Annotated in this window: 11 protein-coding genes; 10 read left to right on the forward strand and 1 reads right to left on the reverse strand. The window is 34.8% G+C overall.

Going from position 1 to position 16,981, the window contains the following annotated elements:
• The first annotated feature begins 45 nt into the window (after positions 1–45).
• The 10 genes from VK91_RS16615 to VK91_RS16660 all read left to right on the forward strand — a co-directional run bounded on the left by VK91_RS16615 (position 46) and on the right by VK91_RS16660 (position 15,546).
• Positions 46–897, forward strand: coding sequence for a MetQ/NlpA family ABC transporter substrate-binding protein (locus tag VK91_RS16615; protein WP_048394372.1), 852 nt, complete (start codon positions 46–48; stop codon positions 895–897).
• Between the two features lie 212 nt (positions 898–1,109).
• Entirely contained in the window at positions 1,110–1,982 is an 873-nt protein-coding gene (locus tag VK91_RS16620; RefSeq protein ID WP_048394374.1) for a response regulator, read from the forward strand.
• On the forward strand, positions 1,979–3,022 hold the full coding sequence (locus VK91_RS16625) for a HEAT repeat domain-containing protein (RefSeq protein WP_048394376.1): 1,044 nt from the start codon (positions 1,979–1,981) through the stop codon (positions 3,020–3,022). Before VK91_RS16620 ends, VK91_RS16625 begins: the two co-directional genes overlap by 4 nt.
• Positions 3,023–4,444 carry a glycosyltransferase gene (locus VK91_RS16630; protein ID WP_048394377.1) on the forward strand — a complete coding sequence of 474 codons (1,422 nt, stop codon included), beginning with the start codon at positions 3,023–3,025 and terminating at the stop codon, positions 4,442–4,444.
• Positions 4,441–7,620: a hypothetical protein gene (locus tag VK91_RS16635; protein ID WP_048394379.1), complete on the forward strand. Its 3,180-nt coding sequence runs from the start codon at positions 4,441–4,443 to the stop codon at positions 7,618–7,620. Before VK91_RS16630 ends, VK91_RS16635 begins: the two co-directional genes overlap by 4 nt.
• Before the next feature lie 467 nt (positions 7,621–8,087).
• Positions 8,088–9,413 carry a nucleotide sugar dehydrogenase gene (locus VK91_RS16640; RefSeq protein WP_048394381.1) on the forward strand — a complete coding sequence of 442 codons (1,326 nt, stop codon included), beginning with the start codon at positions 8,088–8,090 and terminating at the stop codon, positions 9,411–9,413.
• Between the two features lie 17 nt (positions 9,414–9,430).
• Complete coding sequence (locus VK91_RS16645) at positions 9,431–10,864, forward strand: polysaccharide deacetylase family protein (protein ID WP_231595700.1); 1,434 nt, start codon at positions 9,431–9,433, stop codon at positions 10,862–10,864.
• Positions 10,861–12,729: a glycosyltransferase gene (locus VK91_RS16650; RefSeq protein WP_048394383.1), complete on the forward strand. Its 1,869-nt coding sequence runs from the start codon at positions 10,861–10,863 to the stop codon at positions 12,727–12,729. Before VK91_RS16645 ends, VK91_RS16650 begins: the two co-directional genes overlap by 4 nt.
• Positions 12,726–14,477 (forward strand): polysaccharide deacetylase family protein, encoded by a 1,752-nt coding sequence (locus VK91_RS16655; RefSeq protein ID WP_048394385.1) that lies wholly within the window; start codon positions 12,726–12,728, stop codon positions 14,475–14,477. Before VK91_RS16650 ends, VK91_RS16655 begins: the two co-directional genes overlap by 4 nt.
• 22 nt (positions 14,478–14,499) lie before the next feature.
• On the forward strand, positions 14,500–15,546 hold the full coding sequence (locus VK91_RS16660) for a glycosyl hydrolase family 18 protein (protein ID WP_048394388.1): 1,047 nt from the start codon (positions 14,500–14,502) through the stop codon (positions 15,544–15,546).
• A 28-nt stretch (positions 15,547–15,574) separates the two neighbouring features.
• Here the strand turns inward: VK91_RS16660 and VK91_RS16665 are convergent, their stop codons facing one another.
• Complete coding sequence (locus VK91_RS16665; RefSeq protein ID WP_048394390.1) at positions 15,575–16,477, reverse strand: LysR family transcriptional regulator; 903 nt, start codon at positions 16,475–16,477, stop codon at positions 15,575–15,577.
• Positions 16,478–16,981 lie beyond the last annotated feature (504 nt).

Genomic DNA, 16,981 nt, shown 5'->3' on the forward strand with positions numbered 1-16,981 from the left:
TTTTACCGCTAACATATTTAAAACAAATACAAGGGAGTGTCATAAATGAAAAAGTTATTAGCAGGATTATTTTTATCAATACTTGTACTAGCATTAGCAGCTTGCGGTACAGATAAAAAAGAAGATGAAAAATCAGCATCTGGCGATCAAACAGATAGCAAAGAAAACGTAACATTAAAAGTAGGTGCTTCTAATACACCACACGCAGTTATTTTAGAAAAAGCAAAACCGATCTTAGCTAAAGAAGGCATAGACCTTAAAATTGAAACGTATACAGATTATGTTCTACCAAACCAAGATTTAGACTCAAAAACACTTGATGCAAACTATTTCCAGCACATTCCTTACTTAGAGCTACAAATTAAAGACAATGGCTATGATTTCGTTAATGCAGGTGGCGTTCATATTGAACCAATCGGTATTTACTCTAAAAAATATAAAACGTTAGAAGACCTGCCTGAAGGCGCAACAATTTTACTTTCTAATTCAGTATCTGACCATGGTCGTATGCTGTCATTGTTAGAGGCTAAAGGCTTAATCAAATTAAAAGAAGGCATTGATAAAACAGCAGCAGAATTAAAGGATATTGAAGAAAATCCTAAAAACTTTAAATTCGATGCAAATACTGCCCCAGAAATGCTTGTACAAATGTACGAAAACGATGAAGGCGATGCAGTACTTATCAATTCTAACTTTGCCATCGATAACGGTTTAAACCCAATTGAAGATGCTATTTCTCTTGAAGATAAAGAATCTCCATATGTTAACATCATCGCTGTACGTGCAGGTGATGAATCAAAACCTGAAATTAAAAAATTATTAGAAGTATTAACATCTAAAGAAATCCAAGACTTCATTTTAGAAGAGTGGAAAGGTGCAGTAGTACCGGTAAAATAAGAATTAAAAATTTTATAAAAGGGTACATAAGTTTAACGACTTATGTACTCTTTTTTATTTGTAGTTAAATTGATGAGAAACTATGTATTTTTTATGACGTCTATTTATGTTTAGATATTGTTTAGTCATATTTATTACTATAGTAATGTTGTTAATCTACGAAATAAATGATAGAAAGTAATAATAAGAAAAAACTAGATGGAGTGATTCTAATGAATGATATAAAATTCACCCATGACATCATGCAAGAACATGAAGTAGAGCGCTACTTTAAAATATGGCGAGAAAGTGTGATTAGATCACGCCTTACTATAACAGCAGTCTTTTTAAAAACAGCTAATGCTACACAACTGAATGAAAATGTGAATGATCAAGTTACCTCGTTTTTACAATCAAAAATACGCAAGACAGACTTGCTTTTTCAATTATCCGACGGAGATCATTGGGGCATCTTCTTTTTACAAAGTAGTGATGTAGAAGCTAGGGCGTTTTTAAAACGAATATTTGCCATCTTAAAAGCAGAACGGAAGTTCCAACAGATTGCATTAAAGGCCTCTATAACAGAAATAAGAAATAATAACGTTATTTTTGAAGAGCTGTTAAATAAAAATAAACAGATGTTATCAGGGGATGAGCAATTAACATGGAGTATAGCAGAGGTAAAGGATTACTGTGAGCAACCAACTGAATTAGTGAAAGTTAGTATTATTGAGCAAAACGCCATTTTTAGACAAGTATTAGAGTCAACGCTTAACCAAATATCTATCCCTTATTTTTCCTTAGATGTAAAGGTTTATGAGGATGGCTATAGCTTTTTACAATCGGATGATTATAAATCAGGGCATATGCATCTAATTCTTATGAATGATATTTTACCTCTGAAAAATGGCTTAGAAATATTGCATATCTTACGACATATGCCAAATGAAAAGAAATTTATTATTTATATGATGTCAGAACGCAATTCTGAAGGGGCAGCGCTTAATGCTTATGAGGGCGGTGTTGATGAATATATTGTCAAACCATTTAATTTACGTTTGCTAGAAGCCAAAATTAAAAGAACGTTTGCGAGGTTTTGGCAATGATCAAGCTGACTGTTTCGACGCTTTTGGGAATAATTTTCTTTTTATTAGTTGTGCTCTTTATCTTTTTAATGTATTTACTTGTTCAGCGGCAGCGTGAAAGCTATTTTGAAAAAGTTCGTGACCGTTATTTACAAAATTATTCTCAACTTTGGTATGATTACTTATTCAATAACGCATTATTTAGTATCGTATTGGTTCCTCGAGGCAGGGCCCAAGTAGAAGCTATTGAAAAAATTTTTTCATCCTATTTAAAGAATATAAGGAATGAACAGGTGGAACTAAAAATTAAACAATTCTCCAATCAATATTTAAAAGCATTCTACGAAAAAGATTTATCCAGTAAACGATGGAGTATTCGAATGAATGCCCTCTATCGAATTGCAGACTTACAAATAGATGAATTGCTAACGAAGTGCCAAGAATTCGAAAAAAATAACATTACAGATGAAGAACATTTCCAGTTATTGAAAATATACTCGCTTTTCCAACCAGATTTATTTATGGAGAAAATAAAAAATTCCAATGTAAATTACGCTGAAAGTGAATATAGAAGACTATTTATATTATTAGATGATAATGTATTTATTCGATTTTTCCATGATTTTAATAGTTTGTCGGCCAAAATGCAATTTGCTGTTATTGATACTGCTGCTGTAAAAAGAAATATGGAGTATTTGGATGAATTAAAAAAATTATTACACCATGATACACCGGAAATTAACATCAGAGCATTAAAAGGGCTATATGAAATAGGAATTATTGATGAGATGGATCCCTTTGTCCCTTTTGTGACCTCAGAAATGTGGGAAGCCAGGTTAATGGTTGCAAAAATTTTTAAACATGTACCGCTTACTTATACTTATAGTTATTTAGAGCAGCTTCTTCAAGATGAGAATTGGTGGGTACGTTCCCAAGCGGCAAAAACGATTGTAGAAGATCGACATGGTATTGCCAAATTACAGCAATTCATTGAATCCTCAAATGATCAATATGCAATTGAAATGGCCCAAGAAATTGCAGCGAGAAAAGAGGGGAAGTAAATGAAAATAATTGATTATTGCATGATGTTTTTTGGGGGCATTATTTTATTTTATATGCTGTTCGTTATTGTTTCATATTGTACAATGTTCATCATTGCTATGCTGGATTTAAGAAAACGCTATCGTCTCGATCTATCAGAGTATGATGATGCACATATCGATGCCTTTTATTCAAAACCGGTATCGTTACTTGTTCCTGCTTACAATGAAGAAGTAGGAGTTGTAGATACAGTATATTCATTATTGAATTTACGTTATCCTCAAACTGAAATTATCATTATTAACGATGGATCTACAGATCAAACCCTTCAAACGGTCATCGAACATTTTCAAATGAAGCCAATCAATAAAATTGTTCGAACTAACATCCCTACAAAAGACATTAAACAAATATATGAATCAGAAATCTATAAAAATTGTATTTTAGTTGATAAAGAAAATGGTGGTAAGGCTGATGCACTAAATGTGGGTATTAATGTATCTCAATATCCATATTTTTGCTCTATTGATGGGGACTCCATTTTAGATGAAAAATCCTTGCTGCGGGTGATGAAGCCTATCATTTTATCTGATGGTGAGGTCATTGCAGCAGGAGGTAATATTCGTATTGCAAATGGTGCAAAGATGCAGTTTGGCTCTATTTATGAGACGCAATTACCTAGTAATTACTTAGTAATCATGCAAGTAATCGAATATTTGCGGGCATTTTTAATGGGGAGAATAGCCTTAAGTAAATTCAATTTAGTCCTTATTATTTCAGGAGCATTTAGTGTTTTCTCTAAAAAATGGGCTGTTGAAGCAGGTGGATATTCAACCAATATTATTGGCGAAGATATGGAACTTGTAGTGAATATCCATCGACTTATAAAAGAAAAAAAAGAAAATAAACGTATTGAATTTGTACCTGACCCAGTTTGCTGGACGGAAGCACCTCAAACATTAGGGGTACTGCGCAATCAACGAAGAAGGTGGCATCAAGGGTTATTTGAAAGTCTATGGAAGCACAAAAAAATGACCTTGAATCCTAAATATGGCATGATTGGATTTCTTTCTTTCCCGTATTTTTGGCTAGTAGAATGTCTAGGGCCTCTTGTCGAGTTAGGTGGATATATTTATATTGTCATAGCCTTTTTCTTAGGGAAAATTTATTATGAAGTTGCGCTCATACTGCTACTACTATTCGTTATTTATGGTGTTATTTTTTCAATAGCGGCAGTATTGTTTGAATCGTGGAGTATGAATACGTATCCGAAAAAAAGAGAGTTGTTACGCATGATTCTTTTAGCGTTTACAGAAATTTTTTGGTATCGCCCACTAACATTATTCTGGCGCTGTGAGGGATTAGTTCGTTTTGTCTTAAGAAAAAGTGACTGGGGTAATATGAAACGTGTCGGCATTGCTGAAAAGGAGAAAAGTGTATGAAACGAGTCTATATAGGGGTTATGGTCGTTCTAGTCCTCATTATAATCCCTATTGCATGGTGGTACTTGGAAGATGAAAAACAGCTAAATGTGGCCATTATAGATAAAACGGTTCCGAATGAGTCTTACCGAGAGCACTTAGGGGTGAATTGGTTTTTAAACCATTATAAATATAGATTAAATAATGAACCTTATGAAGTAGAACGCGATTACTATGGAACCGTTCCAAATGATGAAACTAAAAGCGTTGTAGAAAAGAATTTGCCAAATGATTATAGTGACTATGATGTCATTTATTTGGCAGATACGTACGGAGTTTATGAAGATGATTTACAACAAGCAAAACGTTTAGGTGAACGTTCTAAAAAAATTGTTGGAGGACTTGAACAGAAAGAATGGCAGTCAATCGTCGAACGCTTATCCAGCAAAAAGAAGAGTATGTTAATTGCAGAGTATAACACGTTTGCTTCACCAACATCAGAGGAAGTTCGTAAAGAATTACAGGATTATTTAGGAATTACATGGTCTGGATGGATCGGACGTTATTTCGATGAGCTTGATTATCATAAAAATTTAGAAATTCCGCAATGGGTTATCGATGAACATGGCGATAATTGGTCATATAAAGGTGGAGGATTTTTACTATTTAATGAAATAACAGAAGAGCTCCTTGTACTTGAATTGGACAAGCATGTTAAATCTGAAGGTATTCAAGTGCAGTTTACTGAAAATGGGAAAAAATTCTTTCATTCATCTGCAAGGGCGCAATATGATTATTGGTTTGATATTATTACACCCAAATATGCTGAAGATGCTCTTGCAAATTATAAATGGGATTTAACGAAAAAAGGAACAGAGCTGTTAAAGGCTAATGGTATTCCAGAGCAATTTGCAGCAATTGTAGGTCAAGATAAGCGCTACACATCTAGTTATTATTTTGCGGGAGATTTTAATGATATCGCACGGGTACCGAATATTTATAAAATAAAAGGGTTACCTACAATCTATAAATATGCTGAGAAGTATGCGGACAGTTCGTTTTATTGGTCCATTTACATCCCAGTAATGCATAAAATATTTGATTCATTTGAGCACAAAGAGGTTCAGGATACTGTAAATCATGAGAAATTAAACTATAATGCAAGGATTCAGGGACAATCTTTTGAGGTGCTAAGAGATAGCAAATGGGAACCAATCGTATTTAAGGGTGTCAATATCGGAATGGGGAAACCTGGCGCCTTTCCTGGAGAAGCAGCAATTACTGAAGAGGAATATTATCGATGGTTTAAACAAATAGCAGACATGAATGCTAATACGATACGAGTCTATACATTACATCCACCAGGCTTTTATAGAGCACTTGCTAAATATAATGAAGAACATCCAAAAAAACCATTATATGTTTTACATGGAGTTTGGATTAATGAAGAGGGCTTAGCAGGTTCATTGGACGCCTATGATAAAGATACGTTAGAAGATTTCCAATTAGAAATGAAACAAATGGTAGATGTCATTCATGGAAATATCTATGTGGAGCCTCGCCCAGGACATGCATCTGGCTTATATGATGTAGACGTATCAAAATATGTTATAGGATGGGTACTAGGAATTGAATGGTATCCACACATGGTTGTGGGAACGAATGAAAAACATGCAAATATTGGTCAATACAACGGTACTTTTTTTGAAACAAAGGGTGCCTCTCCGTTTGAGCATTGGCTAGCAGAACAAATGGATGTGGTGTCAGTTTATGAAAAGGAAAAATATAACTGGCTACGTCCAATGAGTTTCACGAACTGGGTCACAACTGACATTCTTGAACATCCGTCAGAGCCATCTGAGGATGAAGATTTAGTAGGGGTCAATCCAAATGTTATTTATACAAAAGGAGAGATGACTGCACCAGGACAATTTGCTTCCTATCATGTGTATCCTTATTACCCTGACTTCTTTAATTTCGATAAAGATTATTTAAATTATGTCGATTTCCGAGGGAACAAAAATAGCTATGCAGGTTATTTAAAAGAGCTCCATGAAGCTCATACTATGCCTGTTCTTATTGCGGAATTTGGTATCCCAGCATCACGTGGTAAAACACATGATAATGTATATGGTTGGAATCAGGGGCAAATGTCAGAGCAAGCTCAGGGAGAAACACTTCAACATTTATTTGAGGATATTATGCATGAAGGGCTCATGGGAGGACTTGTTTTTACATGGCAAGATGAGTGGTTTAAACGAACGTGGAATACGATGGATTATGATGATCCGAATCGTCGACCATTTTGGTCCAATGCTCAAACAAATGAGCAACAGTTTGGTTTATTAAGCTTTGATAGACTTAAGGTAAAAGTAGATGGAGAGACAACGGAATGGACGGGTAAACAGCTATATGATACTGCACCAAACAATCCAACAGATTTTGCAGTAGACTATGATGAGCGCTATTTGTACATTAAATTAAAAAGTGAGGAGTTAGCCAATACCTCCCCTCGCATTTTATTAGATGTTGTACCAGGTCAAGGAAATATGTCTGCTACATCTATAAAAAATATGACGTTTTCCAATGGTGTTGATTTTATAGTTGAGCTCAATAAAAATGGTCAATCTAGGGTTGTTATTGATGAATACTACGATTTCTATGATTATTTATATGGCCACCGTTTAAATTTAGTTGCTCCCCGAATGGCAAATGCCTTGAAAAATAGTGGAAAGTTCGCCCCTATTTACTATGTGTTAAATAAACAACTATTTTTACCTGAGCAAAATAGAACGACTGATTTTAGTATCTACGAAACAGGAAAATTACTTCAAGGAAATGCTAATCCAGAAGCAAAAGATTATGATTCTTTAGTTGATTATACTTGGACCGATGACAATGTTATCGAACTTCGCATCCCTTGGTTATTGATTCAAGCTAAAGATCCGAGTCAGCGTGAGTTTATAGGTAACCTGTATAAAGATGGCGATAAAGCGGCGGTTAAAGTAGACAATATTTATATTGGTGCTTTATTTGTAGATAAAGAGAACAACGTTGTTCAATCTATGCCAGCAGCTTCTAATGATGTTTTACCACCACTGTCTGCTTATACATGGGAAACATGGCAAGTTCCAAAATATGAAGAGCGCTTAAAACAATCCTATTATATTTTACAAAAATTATTTAAAGCATATTAAAGGAGCTAAGGGTAGATTGTTCTGCCCTTAGCTCTTTTTTATTTACCAATCCCCTTAAGTGTCGGTGGACAACCGAGGCTTAAGGGGATTTTTAGAATTGTAGAAAGAAAAAATTTTCTAAACAAAAAAATTTACAGTTAATGGTTAATATAAAAACGTCGTAAATAGACGTTTTTATAATGAAAATTTGATTTATTTTTTAGGGAAATAGGTTTTTATTACCTTGTATGTGATTGTTTAGAAATTGTTCAGCTTCAATTAGTACTATATAAACGTTAATAAACTTATTTTGAGTGATGTGTAATCCTACTGATCTATTTCGACTAAAGAGTCCTGTGTAAGTTTGAATGTTGAAGGGGGTTTTTACAAAAGATGACGAGAATTGAACCATTGCTTTATGGAATGCGTTCCTCAATTAAATAAAGAAAAAACAATGAAAATACAGATTAAATAAAGGAGTAATTTTAATGACGAGCGAAACGAAATCACTAAGTACAGCTTTATTGAAAAAAATCCAAACAAAAAAAGCAACAATTGGAGTGATTGGACTTGGCTATGTAGGTTTACCGTTTGCTGTGGAAATGGCTCAAAATGGATTTAAGGTAGTTGGCTTTGATAAGAATCAAGGAAAAATCAGACAATTGCAAAATGGTGAAAGTTATATTGCTGATTTACCGAGAGAAAATATAGAGCAAATGATCGAAAGTAAACATTTTGAAGCAACTAAAGATTTTTCTATGCTCTCACAAGCAGACGTTGTGATTATTTGTGTACCTACACCTACTACTCCTGATGGAACACCTAATATTTCATATATCGAAGAAGCAACGCATGCCATCGGACAAAATATTAAAGCCAATGCGCTAGTTATTCTTGAAAGTACGACTTACCCTGGGACAACAGAAGAAATGGTCCAGCCTATTTTACAAAAATATGGTTTTACTATTGGTCATAATTTGTTTTTAGCGTATTCACCAGAACGTGTTGATCCAGGAAATAGCAACTTTTCCGTGTCGAATACACCAAAAGTGATTGGGGGAATAACAGCCACATGCCTAGAATTATCAAAGATTTTTTATGAAACAGTTCTCCATACCCATGTGTGTACTGTGACAAGCCCTAGAGTGGCTGAAATGGAGAAATTACTGGAAAATACTTTTCGCCAAATTAACATAGCCCTTGTAAACGAGTTAAGTCAGATTTGCTATAAGATGAACATTGATATTTGGGAAGTTATTGATGCAGCTTCTACAAAGCCGTATGGTTTTATGCCATTTACACCAGGGCCAGGAGTGGGAGGGCATTGTATTCCAGTCGATCCTAAATATCTACTATGGGCTGGGCAACAACATGGTATCTCTGCAACGTTAATTGAAGCAGCTGATAAAATCAATGACTCAATGCCCAACTTTGTAGTCGAGAGACTAAGTAATTACTTAAGTATTCAAAATAAAGAGCTGTATAGAGCCAATATTGTTGTCATCGGTGTCACTTATAAACCTAATATAAACGATTCACGTGAATCGCCAGCACTTCATGTTATTCAGCAACTACTAGATAAACAATGTCAATTAACAATCATTGATCCTTATATACAAACATTCTCTATCGAACAATCACATTTCAATACGGTTGCATTAACAGCACCAATAATCCAACAAGCAGATGCAGTATTAATTTTAACGAATCATTCAACTATTGATTACTCTTTAATTGATCAACAAGCTTCTTTAATTTTTGATACACGTAATACCCATTTTTTGTTCGAAAATAAAAATTATTACAAACTATAAGGGGGAATTCATAGGAAATGAAACTACTAAAACTATGTGGTCTGCTCATCATGCTGTTCTTAGCAGGCTGTCAGTCAGCGACACAAGAAACGATTCATCCAGTTGATTCTTCTATAGAGGTCAAAAAATCTGATGGTACTAAAAGTGAATTAATTAGTCATGCCAATATTGTGGTACCAAAAGTATCGTTAACATTTAATGGCTTAGCAGATAACGACACAATGAAATTGCTATTAACGAAACTAGATGAATCGAATATGAAGGCTACCTTTTTTCTAGAGGGAATGCGTGTTGCTCAAGAGCCAGAGCTTGTGAAAGATATCTTAAAAAGGGGACATGAGGTGCAAAACGGTACATTGACATTTCCAGATGTAACGTCTTTGGATTATGACCAAACGTATGAAGAAATCATGTTAACCAATCAAATTTTTGAAGAGCATTTAGGCTATACACCAAAATTTGTTCGTAGTCGTTCAGGCGATGTTACCGATAATATGCGCTTAGCAGCTAAGGCGCTTGATATGAAAGCCGTTATTGGATTATCTATTAACCCACTTGATAGAAAAATGCAAAGTGCTCAGGAGCTGATTAATTATATCAGTAAATATATTGATAGGGGCTCTATTATTCATCTCAACACATACATTAATCCTGCCATTATTGATGCTATACCATTATTAGCTCAATTAGCTAAAGAACGCGAGTATACCATTACTACCTTAAGTGATCTATTAGATAAACGTTATTTAACAAAGTCCGTGGAAGAAATTTCAGGATATGATGCTGTCAGTCCAAATGTAAATTATGAGCAAGCCAAGCCGAATTTATATTATCGAAAAGAGACAACAAAAAAGGAAATAGCTATTACTTTTGATGATTGGGCACATGAAAAACGAGTAAAAGAAGTGTTGGATGTTTTACGTAAATATAATATCAAAAGTACCTTTTTCCTAATAGGAAGTGGTGTGGAGAAGAATCCACAATTAGCGAAGATGATTGTAGAGGAAGGTCATGAGGTAGCGAGCCACTCCTATTACCATTTAGATGTTACAAAAATGACACCCGAAGAATTACAAGATGATTTAGTGAAGGCACATCAGGCATTAACCTATGCTTTACAAGAGCCCCCGCTTCTATATTTCCGACCAGCCCAAGGAATAATGGATGAGCGAACGGCCAAGATCATTACTGCTGCGGGAATTAAAACGATTGCTATGTATGATATCGCTTCTTTTGATTGGAATTTAGATTACTCAGCACAAGACATTTACGAACGGGTGATTTCTAGGGTTGGGCCCGGCAAGGTCATTGTCATGCATATCCTAGATGGAACAAATACGGTAGAAGCACTTCCACTCATTATTGAAAAACTTCTAGAAGATGGTTATAGCTTTAGCAAAATGTCTACTTGGATTGAAGAAGATTCAAATAGGGATGTGAATGAACAATGAAAACAAAAAAAGAGATCTTAACGATACCACGCTCTGACCGTCGGATTCTTTCAAATATTCCCGATCCCGAAAATGTAAGGAGCCTTGTGAATCGTCGTGGCGCCTCCTATCAGAAAGAGGAAATTGATCCGACAGATGTGAATGAAATCTATCGACTTCAACAATTAAGTTTACGCTACGAAACTCATTTTGAGGTTCATATTAAAAGGGCAAAACGCCAAGTGAACGCAGAAAAACTTTTTGCAGAGGATATTTCGGTAACGGGTATCCTCGTTTACTCTAATCAACCTCATGAATTTTTAATAAATGAAATTTTAACAATGAATTTCAACATACCGGGTGGTGCAATGCCTGAGGGCTATGAAGCCAAAGTGAAGTTAAAGGCTAAGGTTGTCCGTTATTTTACGAAAGAAGTGGATGGAGAACTACGTTATTATGCTGCCTGTGAATTTTTACAGCCTTTAAACGAATATATGACAAAAAAACGTTGGGGCATTTCTATTTTTATGGCTAGTTTATTTTTATTGGTCGTATCGATTATTGTCATGTTAATGAGAGCAGAAAGCGTGATTTACTTTAGGTTTAATAAATTTTTATATCTTTATAGTATTATTGCAGCAACATTTCTGTTAAGTAGATATTTATTTGGTATTTTCTATAAAAATGTACCGATCAATCCAAAGTTTGAACCAGGTGTCTCCATTATTATTCCAGTCTTTAATGAGGAAGAGTGGATTCATCGCACGATTTCTAGTTGTATCAATCAATATTACCCAGTAGATAAATTAGAAGTAATCGTTGTAGATGATTGTTCAACAGATCGTACAGAGGAAAAGGCATACGACATGATTAACCTTATTCATCAAGAGGGTGAACGATTTAAGACGAATGATCGATTAAAGTTTTATAAGCTTCCACAAAACGGTGGGAAACGGGAAGCGTTAGTTGCGGGTGTTCATCAAGCGAAGCATGATTTAGTTGTTTTTGTGGATTCCGATAGTTTTTTAGAGCCACATGCAATCCGTAATTTAGTGCAACCTTTTCAAGATCCCAAAATGGGCGGTGTGGCTGGCCGAACAGAGGTTGAAAATAAATTTACTAATGCGCTAACTAAATTACAGACGGTTCGTTATTATATTGCCTTCCGTATTATGAAAGCAGCTGAAGCATGGTTTGATACGGTTACTTGCTTATCAGGACCACTAGCCTGTTACCGGAAAGAGCTAATTTTAAAAAATGAAACAGCATGGCTTAATCAAAAATTTCTTGGTCAGCCAGCAACTTTTGGTGATGACCGTAGTATGACGAACTATATTTTAAAAACACATCGAACAGGCTATCAGGACAATGCCATTTGTTCGACAATTGTTCCATCTGACACAAAAGTTTTTCTGTCCCAGCAAATGAGATGGAAACGTTCTTGGCTTCGAGAATCTTTGCGTGCATTTTTATTTATGTGGAAAAAAGAACCGTTTATGTTCCTTTTCTTCATTATTGGTTTAATTGTTCCTATTGCAGCACCAATTGTCGTTGTTTATAACTTAATTTATGTACCAGTCATGTATGGTATTTTTCCTACAACGTTTTTAATAGGTTTACTATTAATGGCCATGCTTATGAGTTTGGCTCATCTATTCTTTAGAAAAAGTAAACTATGGGGATTTGGTTTTATCTTTGTCCTTTATTATGAATTTATTTTGCTATGGCAGATGCCAGTTGCTTGGGTGACTTTTTGGAAATCTACATGGGGGACAAGGGAAACACCTCAGGATGTTCTAGCGAAGGAAAAGAAAATGGAAAAGCAAAAATTACGAAAATCCCGATTTTCGATGGTGAAAATTAGAAAAAAGGGTGAGAAGGAATGAACGGAAAAAGTGTAGAGCTTCAGCCAGCTAAAAAAAATCGTCGGAAAATCATCCGTTCGATCGCTCAATTAATAATAGTAGTATTGTTAGCTGTCATTTTAATTAAAGCTGTTTTTCTAACAGAGAAAAGGGGAGCTGAAACAGTTCCATTAAATAATAAAGAGGGTTTTATTGCCCTTTCCTATTTTGGTGTCAGTAGAAATGAATCACCTAAATATGTGTCTAAAAAGAATTTAGAAGAACAATTAACTTTGTTAGAAAAACAAGGGTATCAAACCATTACTCAAAAGGATATTTTAGACTTCTATCAGCATGATAAACCATTGCCAGAAAAAGCTTTGTATCTATCATTTGAAGATGGACGTACAGATTCTAGTATTTTTGCTCAAAATATTATGGAAAAATTAAATTATAAGGCGACGATGTTTACGTATGCCAATAAAATGGATACAACCGATAATAAATTTTTAAAGCCCAAAGATTTAAAACTGATGGAAAAAAGCGGTTATTGGGAAATGGGCTCCAATGGATATAGGTTAACCTATATTAATATTTTTAATGATAAAGGACAGTCCTTAGGCGTCATAGATGAAAATAACGTACCTAATAAAACAACAATAGAATACTATAATCATTATTTAATGGATTTTATTCGTAATCAATATATGATACCAAGTGAAACTCGACAAGAGATGGAGGCTCGTATTAAGAAGGACTACAATTTAATGCAGGATATCTATCATGAAGAGTTGGGGGAAGTCCCTAAAGCCTACGCAATTATGCATGCAAACTCACTTTATAACAATATGGATCCTCTCGTGGAAAGTGTGAATAACAAAGAAATTAAAGATAAGTTTCGTATGCATTTTAATCTAGAATTAGGAGCCTACAATGATAAAGAGGCAGATATTTATAATTTAAGCAGATTACAAGTATCACCATATTGGTCAACTAATCATGTGATGATGAAGATCAGACAGGCCAGTAGGCAAAACATACAATTTAAGATAGGAGATCAGGAAGTAGCACAACACTGGAAAGTGATAAATGGTGCGGCAGAATATGAAAATAATGAGATTACCTTAACTTCAGCACCATCAAGTGAAGGCAGAATTCTTTTAAAGGAGGAACTGCCAGATCAATATAATGTGAATTTTGCGTTTAAAGGGAATGTGGTTGGCCAACAAGCTTTCTATGTAAATTACGATGAAAAAACAAATAGTTATTTACGAATTGTACTAGTCGATAATGAGATTGTAATAAATGAAAAATTACCAGGCGGGGGAATTGTTGAAAAAGAACGCTTTCCATTAAATGAAATTAAGTGGAATGAAGAAGAATACGCATTTAATAAAGCAACAGTTTACACTTATCATGATACGCAAAAAGGGTCACGTATAGATGAAGAAGAGTACCCAAGAAACTTAACGGAAAAAAGAGTATTTAACATTGCTATAAATAAGGATAAAATAGAAATAGATGTAGATAATGTATTATCCGAGACCGTTCAAATAAATCCGAAATTACAAGGGGCACAGATTGGATTTGGTGCGTTGTACAGTAATAAGAACACTTCACACGAACAGTATGCAGATGATATTTACGATACATTAATTGAAGATATTTTGATTACAGATAAAAACAATCAAACTATTTTTACGAACCAATATACGAATTTCGAGAAGGTTAAGTATAAATCCACTGAGTTATTTAATCATGTCGTTGATTTCTTTATCGAGACCTTCTAAATCGGGGTGAAATTAGAGTCAAGTGAAGAACATTATGTTATTTATTTGTATTGCGCTACTATTTATTACAGCTTGTAGTAATAGTAAAGAACAGCCAGCTAAAGCAAAAGAAGAATTTAACGATAAGGAGAAGCTCCGATTATCTATTTGGTTACCAGAATGGCAAAATAAATCCGCCATGAAAGATGTAGAAAATTCTCAACTTGGATTACAAGATATACGTGTTTTTGGCGCATATTTTAATAGCAATGATGAACTATTGTTAACAGAAAATGCCGTAGATATGTTGCAAAAGACCAAGCAGCAATTTAATGATTCCCATCATGTGATCCTAACACTCATCAATGATTATGTAACAGAGAATGCTCCATCTGTTCAAAAGGATAGCACGCTTTTGCATAGATTATTGCAGGATTCCTCAGCAAGGCAAAAGCATATTGGAAACATTTTGCGGATTGTGGAACAATATCAAGTAAATGGCATTGAGATTGATTATGAAAAGGTGGCTAAAGATGACCTTCAAAACTATATCCTATTTTTAGAAGAGCTTTACCAAGAGCTTTCCAAAAAGGATGTTACATTGCATGTTGTACTCGAACCACGCTTTCCATTTGATGTGAAATTGCCAGATGGACCTCACTATACAGTAATGGCCTATAATGTTCATGGTTACCACAGTGGGCCAGGTGCTAAAGCTACTTTTTCTTTTCTAGATGATTTAGTAAAAAAAATGAAGAAGTCTAATCAAGATTTAGCTATCGCGTTTGCCACTGGAGGTTTTGATTGGGTAGCTCAGGGCAAAATAGTCGCTTTAACAGAGCTTGAGGCCGAACAATTACTAGCCGATAGAAAAGCAGCTAAGCAGCGTGATCAAGCAAGTGGAGCCGTTTATTTTTCATATGTAGATGACAATAATGTCAGCCATGAAGTTTGGTATGCTGATCAAGAAACGCTAGAAAAATGGGTTACTTACGTTCAAAAGAAAAGCTATCATGACGTTGTATTATGGCGTGCAGGAGGCTTAGGAGAGAAAACAATAGAATGGATTGCCGAGCAATCAACAGAATAATAAAAAAATCGCCCAAAAGGCGATTTTTTTATTGGAATTGTGAAAGGCGAGAAAAAAAGTTTTTCACAAAGTCTAAGAAAATGATTTCTGATGGTGCAATTTCTCGATTTACGGGTGAAATAATACCAACAGTTCTAGGGATTGTAGGAGATTCAATAGGAACCTTAATGGTAAAGCGAGCTGCTGAATCATAAAGAGAACTTTCTGGTAATAGACTAACACCTATGCCAGCGGCGACTAAGCCCTTTAGTGCATCCAAATCTTCTCCCTCTGAAATGACATTTGGTAAAAAGCCTGCAGCTCTACAAGCATCCATCGCTACCTTATGCAAAATGTAACCATCTGGAAATAATACGAATAAATCATTTTTCAACTCTGCAAGCTGTATGCTTTCTCTTTTAGCTAATGGATGATTGGCTGGTAGGAGTGCGGCAATATTTTCAGTAAACAGAATGGTTGATTGAATGGATTCGTCCTTCGGGGGCAGGGGTCCCAAAAAGGCGAGGTTCAACTCCCGATTTTTAACTGCATCAATCAAAAATCGATAAGACCCTTGACGGAGTTGAAATTGTAAATCAGGATATTCGCGTTTAAAGGCTGAAATAACGGTTGGCAGAACATAGCTAGCTAAACTTGTTGGAAAGCCGATTTTAATTGAGCCCTTTGCAGGATCAAGATACTCTTCTACTTGCTTTGCTGCAAAATCGATGGCCTTTAATGCCGTAATGGTATGCTCAAGAAATGTCTTCCCTATTGGTGTTAATTTGACATTTCGTCCCACTCGTTCAAATAACGGAGTGCCTAACTCATCCTCAAGATTTGCGATTTGCCGACTAATGGCAGATTGGGCTACATGAAGATGCTCAGCAGCCTCTGAAATATGCTCACGTTCAGCAACCTCTACAAAATAGCGTAATTGACGTAACTCCACTAACATTTCACCTCTATTAATCTAAAAATAAGATTGATTATACCTTAATTATATATTATTTAAGATGAAAAATGACTGTTTATGTCAAAATAAAAATTATAAGCTGTTAGATGCATTTTTACTGTATCTAAAGGATATTTATGGGCATATCGTCTAAATTAATGGAGAAATGGCAGAAATGTTGTATACAATCTACGTTTCTGTCTTTTCATTTACCTAAAATTACTTTCTTTTGAGGATACAATCCATCAATTTTTATAGCAAAATTTCTTTCTTCCAATATGAACTTAAATTGATTCCATTTTACTGAAATAGGTTATAGTATAGATATGTTGTTTATGCTAATTTGTCACAAAACCGCTACAATTAGCACTTTTCTCGAGGTTTTCACTATGTAGCTAGATGAAATCAATTCTCAATTAGGGAGATTTTATTGAAAATGAAGAAAGTCTATTCTCATTGTTTAGGTGAAGTAGTAATAATCTGAAAATGCTTACAAAGTCT

Source organism: Lysinibacillus sp. LK3 (assembly GCF_001043675.1).
In the GTDB taxonomy this organism is placed as follows: domain Bacteria; phylum Bacillota; class Bacilli; order Bacillales_A; family Planococcaceae; genus Lysinibacillus; species Lysinibacillus capsici.

What these genes read in the sequence shown, in the direction of transcription:
- VK91_RS16635 (WP_048394379.1), top strand. Translation starts at nt 4,441, where the DNA reads ATGAAACGAGTCTATATAGGGGTTATGGTCGTTCTAGTCCTCATTATA.
- VK91_RS16650 (WP_048394383.1), top strand. Translation starts at nt 10,861, where the DNA reads ATGAAAACAAAAAAAGAGATCTTAACGATACCACGCTCTGACCGTCGG.
- VK91_RS16630 (WP_048394377.1), top strand. Translation starts at nt 3,023, where the DNA reads ATGAAAATAATTGATTATTGCATGATGTTTTTTGGGGGCATTATTTTA.
- VK91_RS16655 (WP_048394385.1), top strand. Translation starts at nt 12,726, where the DNA reads ATGAACGGAAAAAGTGTAGAGCTTCAGCCAGCTAAAAAAAATCGTCGG.
- VK91_RS16645 (WP_231595700.1), top strand. Translation starts at nt 9,431, where the DNA reads ATGAAACTACTAAAACTATGTGGTCTGCTCATCATGCTGTTCTTAGCA.
- VK91_RS16625 (WP_048394376.1), top strand. Translation starts at nt 1,979, where the DNA reads ATGATCAAGCTGACTGTTTCGACGCTTTTGGGAATAATTTTCTTTTTA.
- VK91_RS16620 (WP_048394374.1), top strand. Translation starts at nt 1,110, where the DNA reads ATGAATGATATAAAATTCACCCATGACATCATGCAAGAACATGAAGTA.
- VK91_RS16615 (WP_048394372.1), top strand. Translation starts at nt 46, where the DNA reads ATGAAAAAGTTATTAGCAGGATTATTTTTATCAATACTTGTACTAGCA.
- VK91_RS16640 (WP_048394381.1), top strand. Translation starts at nt 8,088, where the DNA reads ATGACGAGCGAAACGAAATCACTAAGTACAGCTTTATTGAAAAAAATC.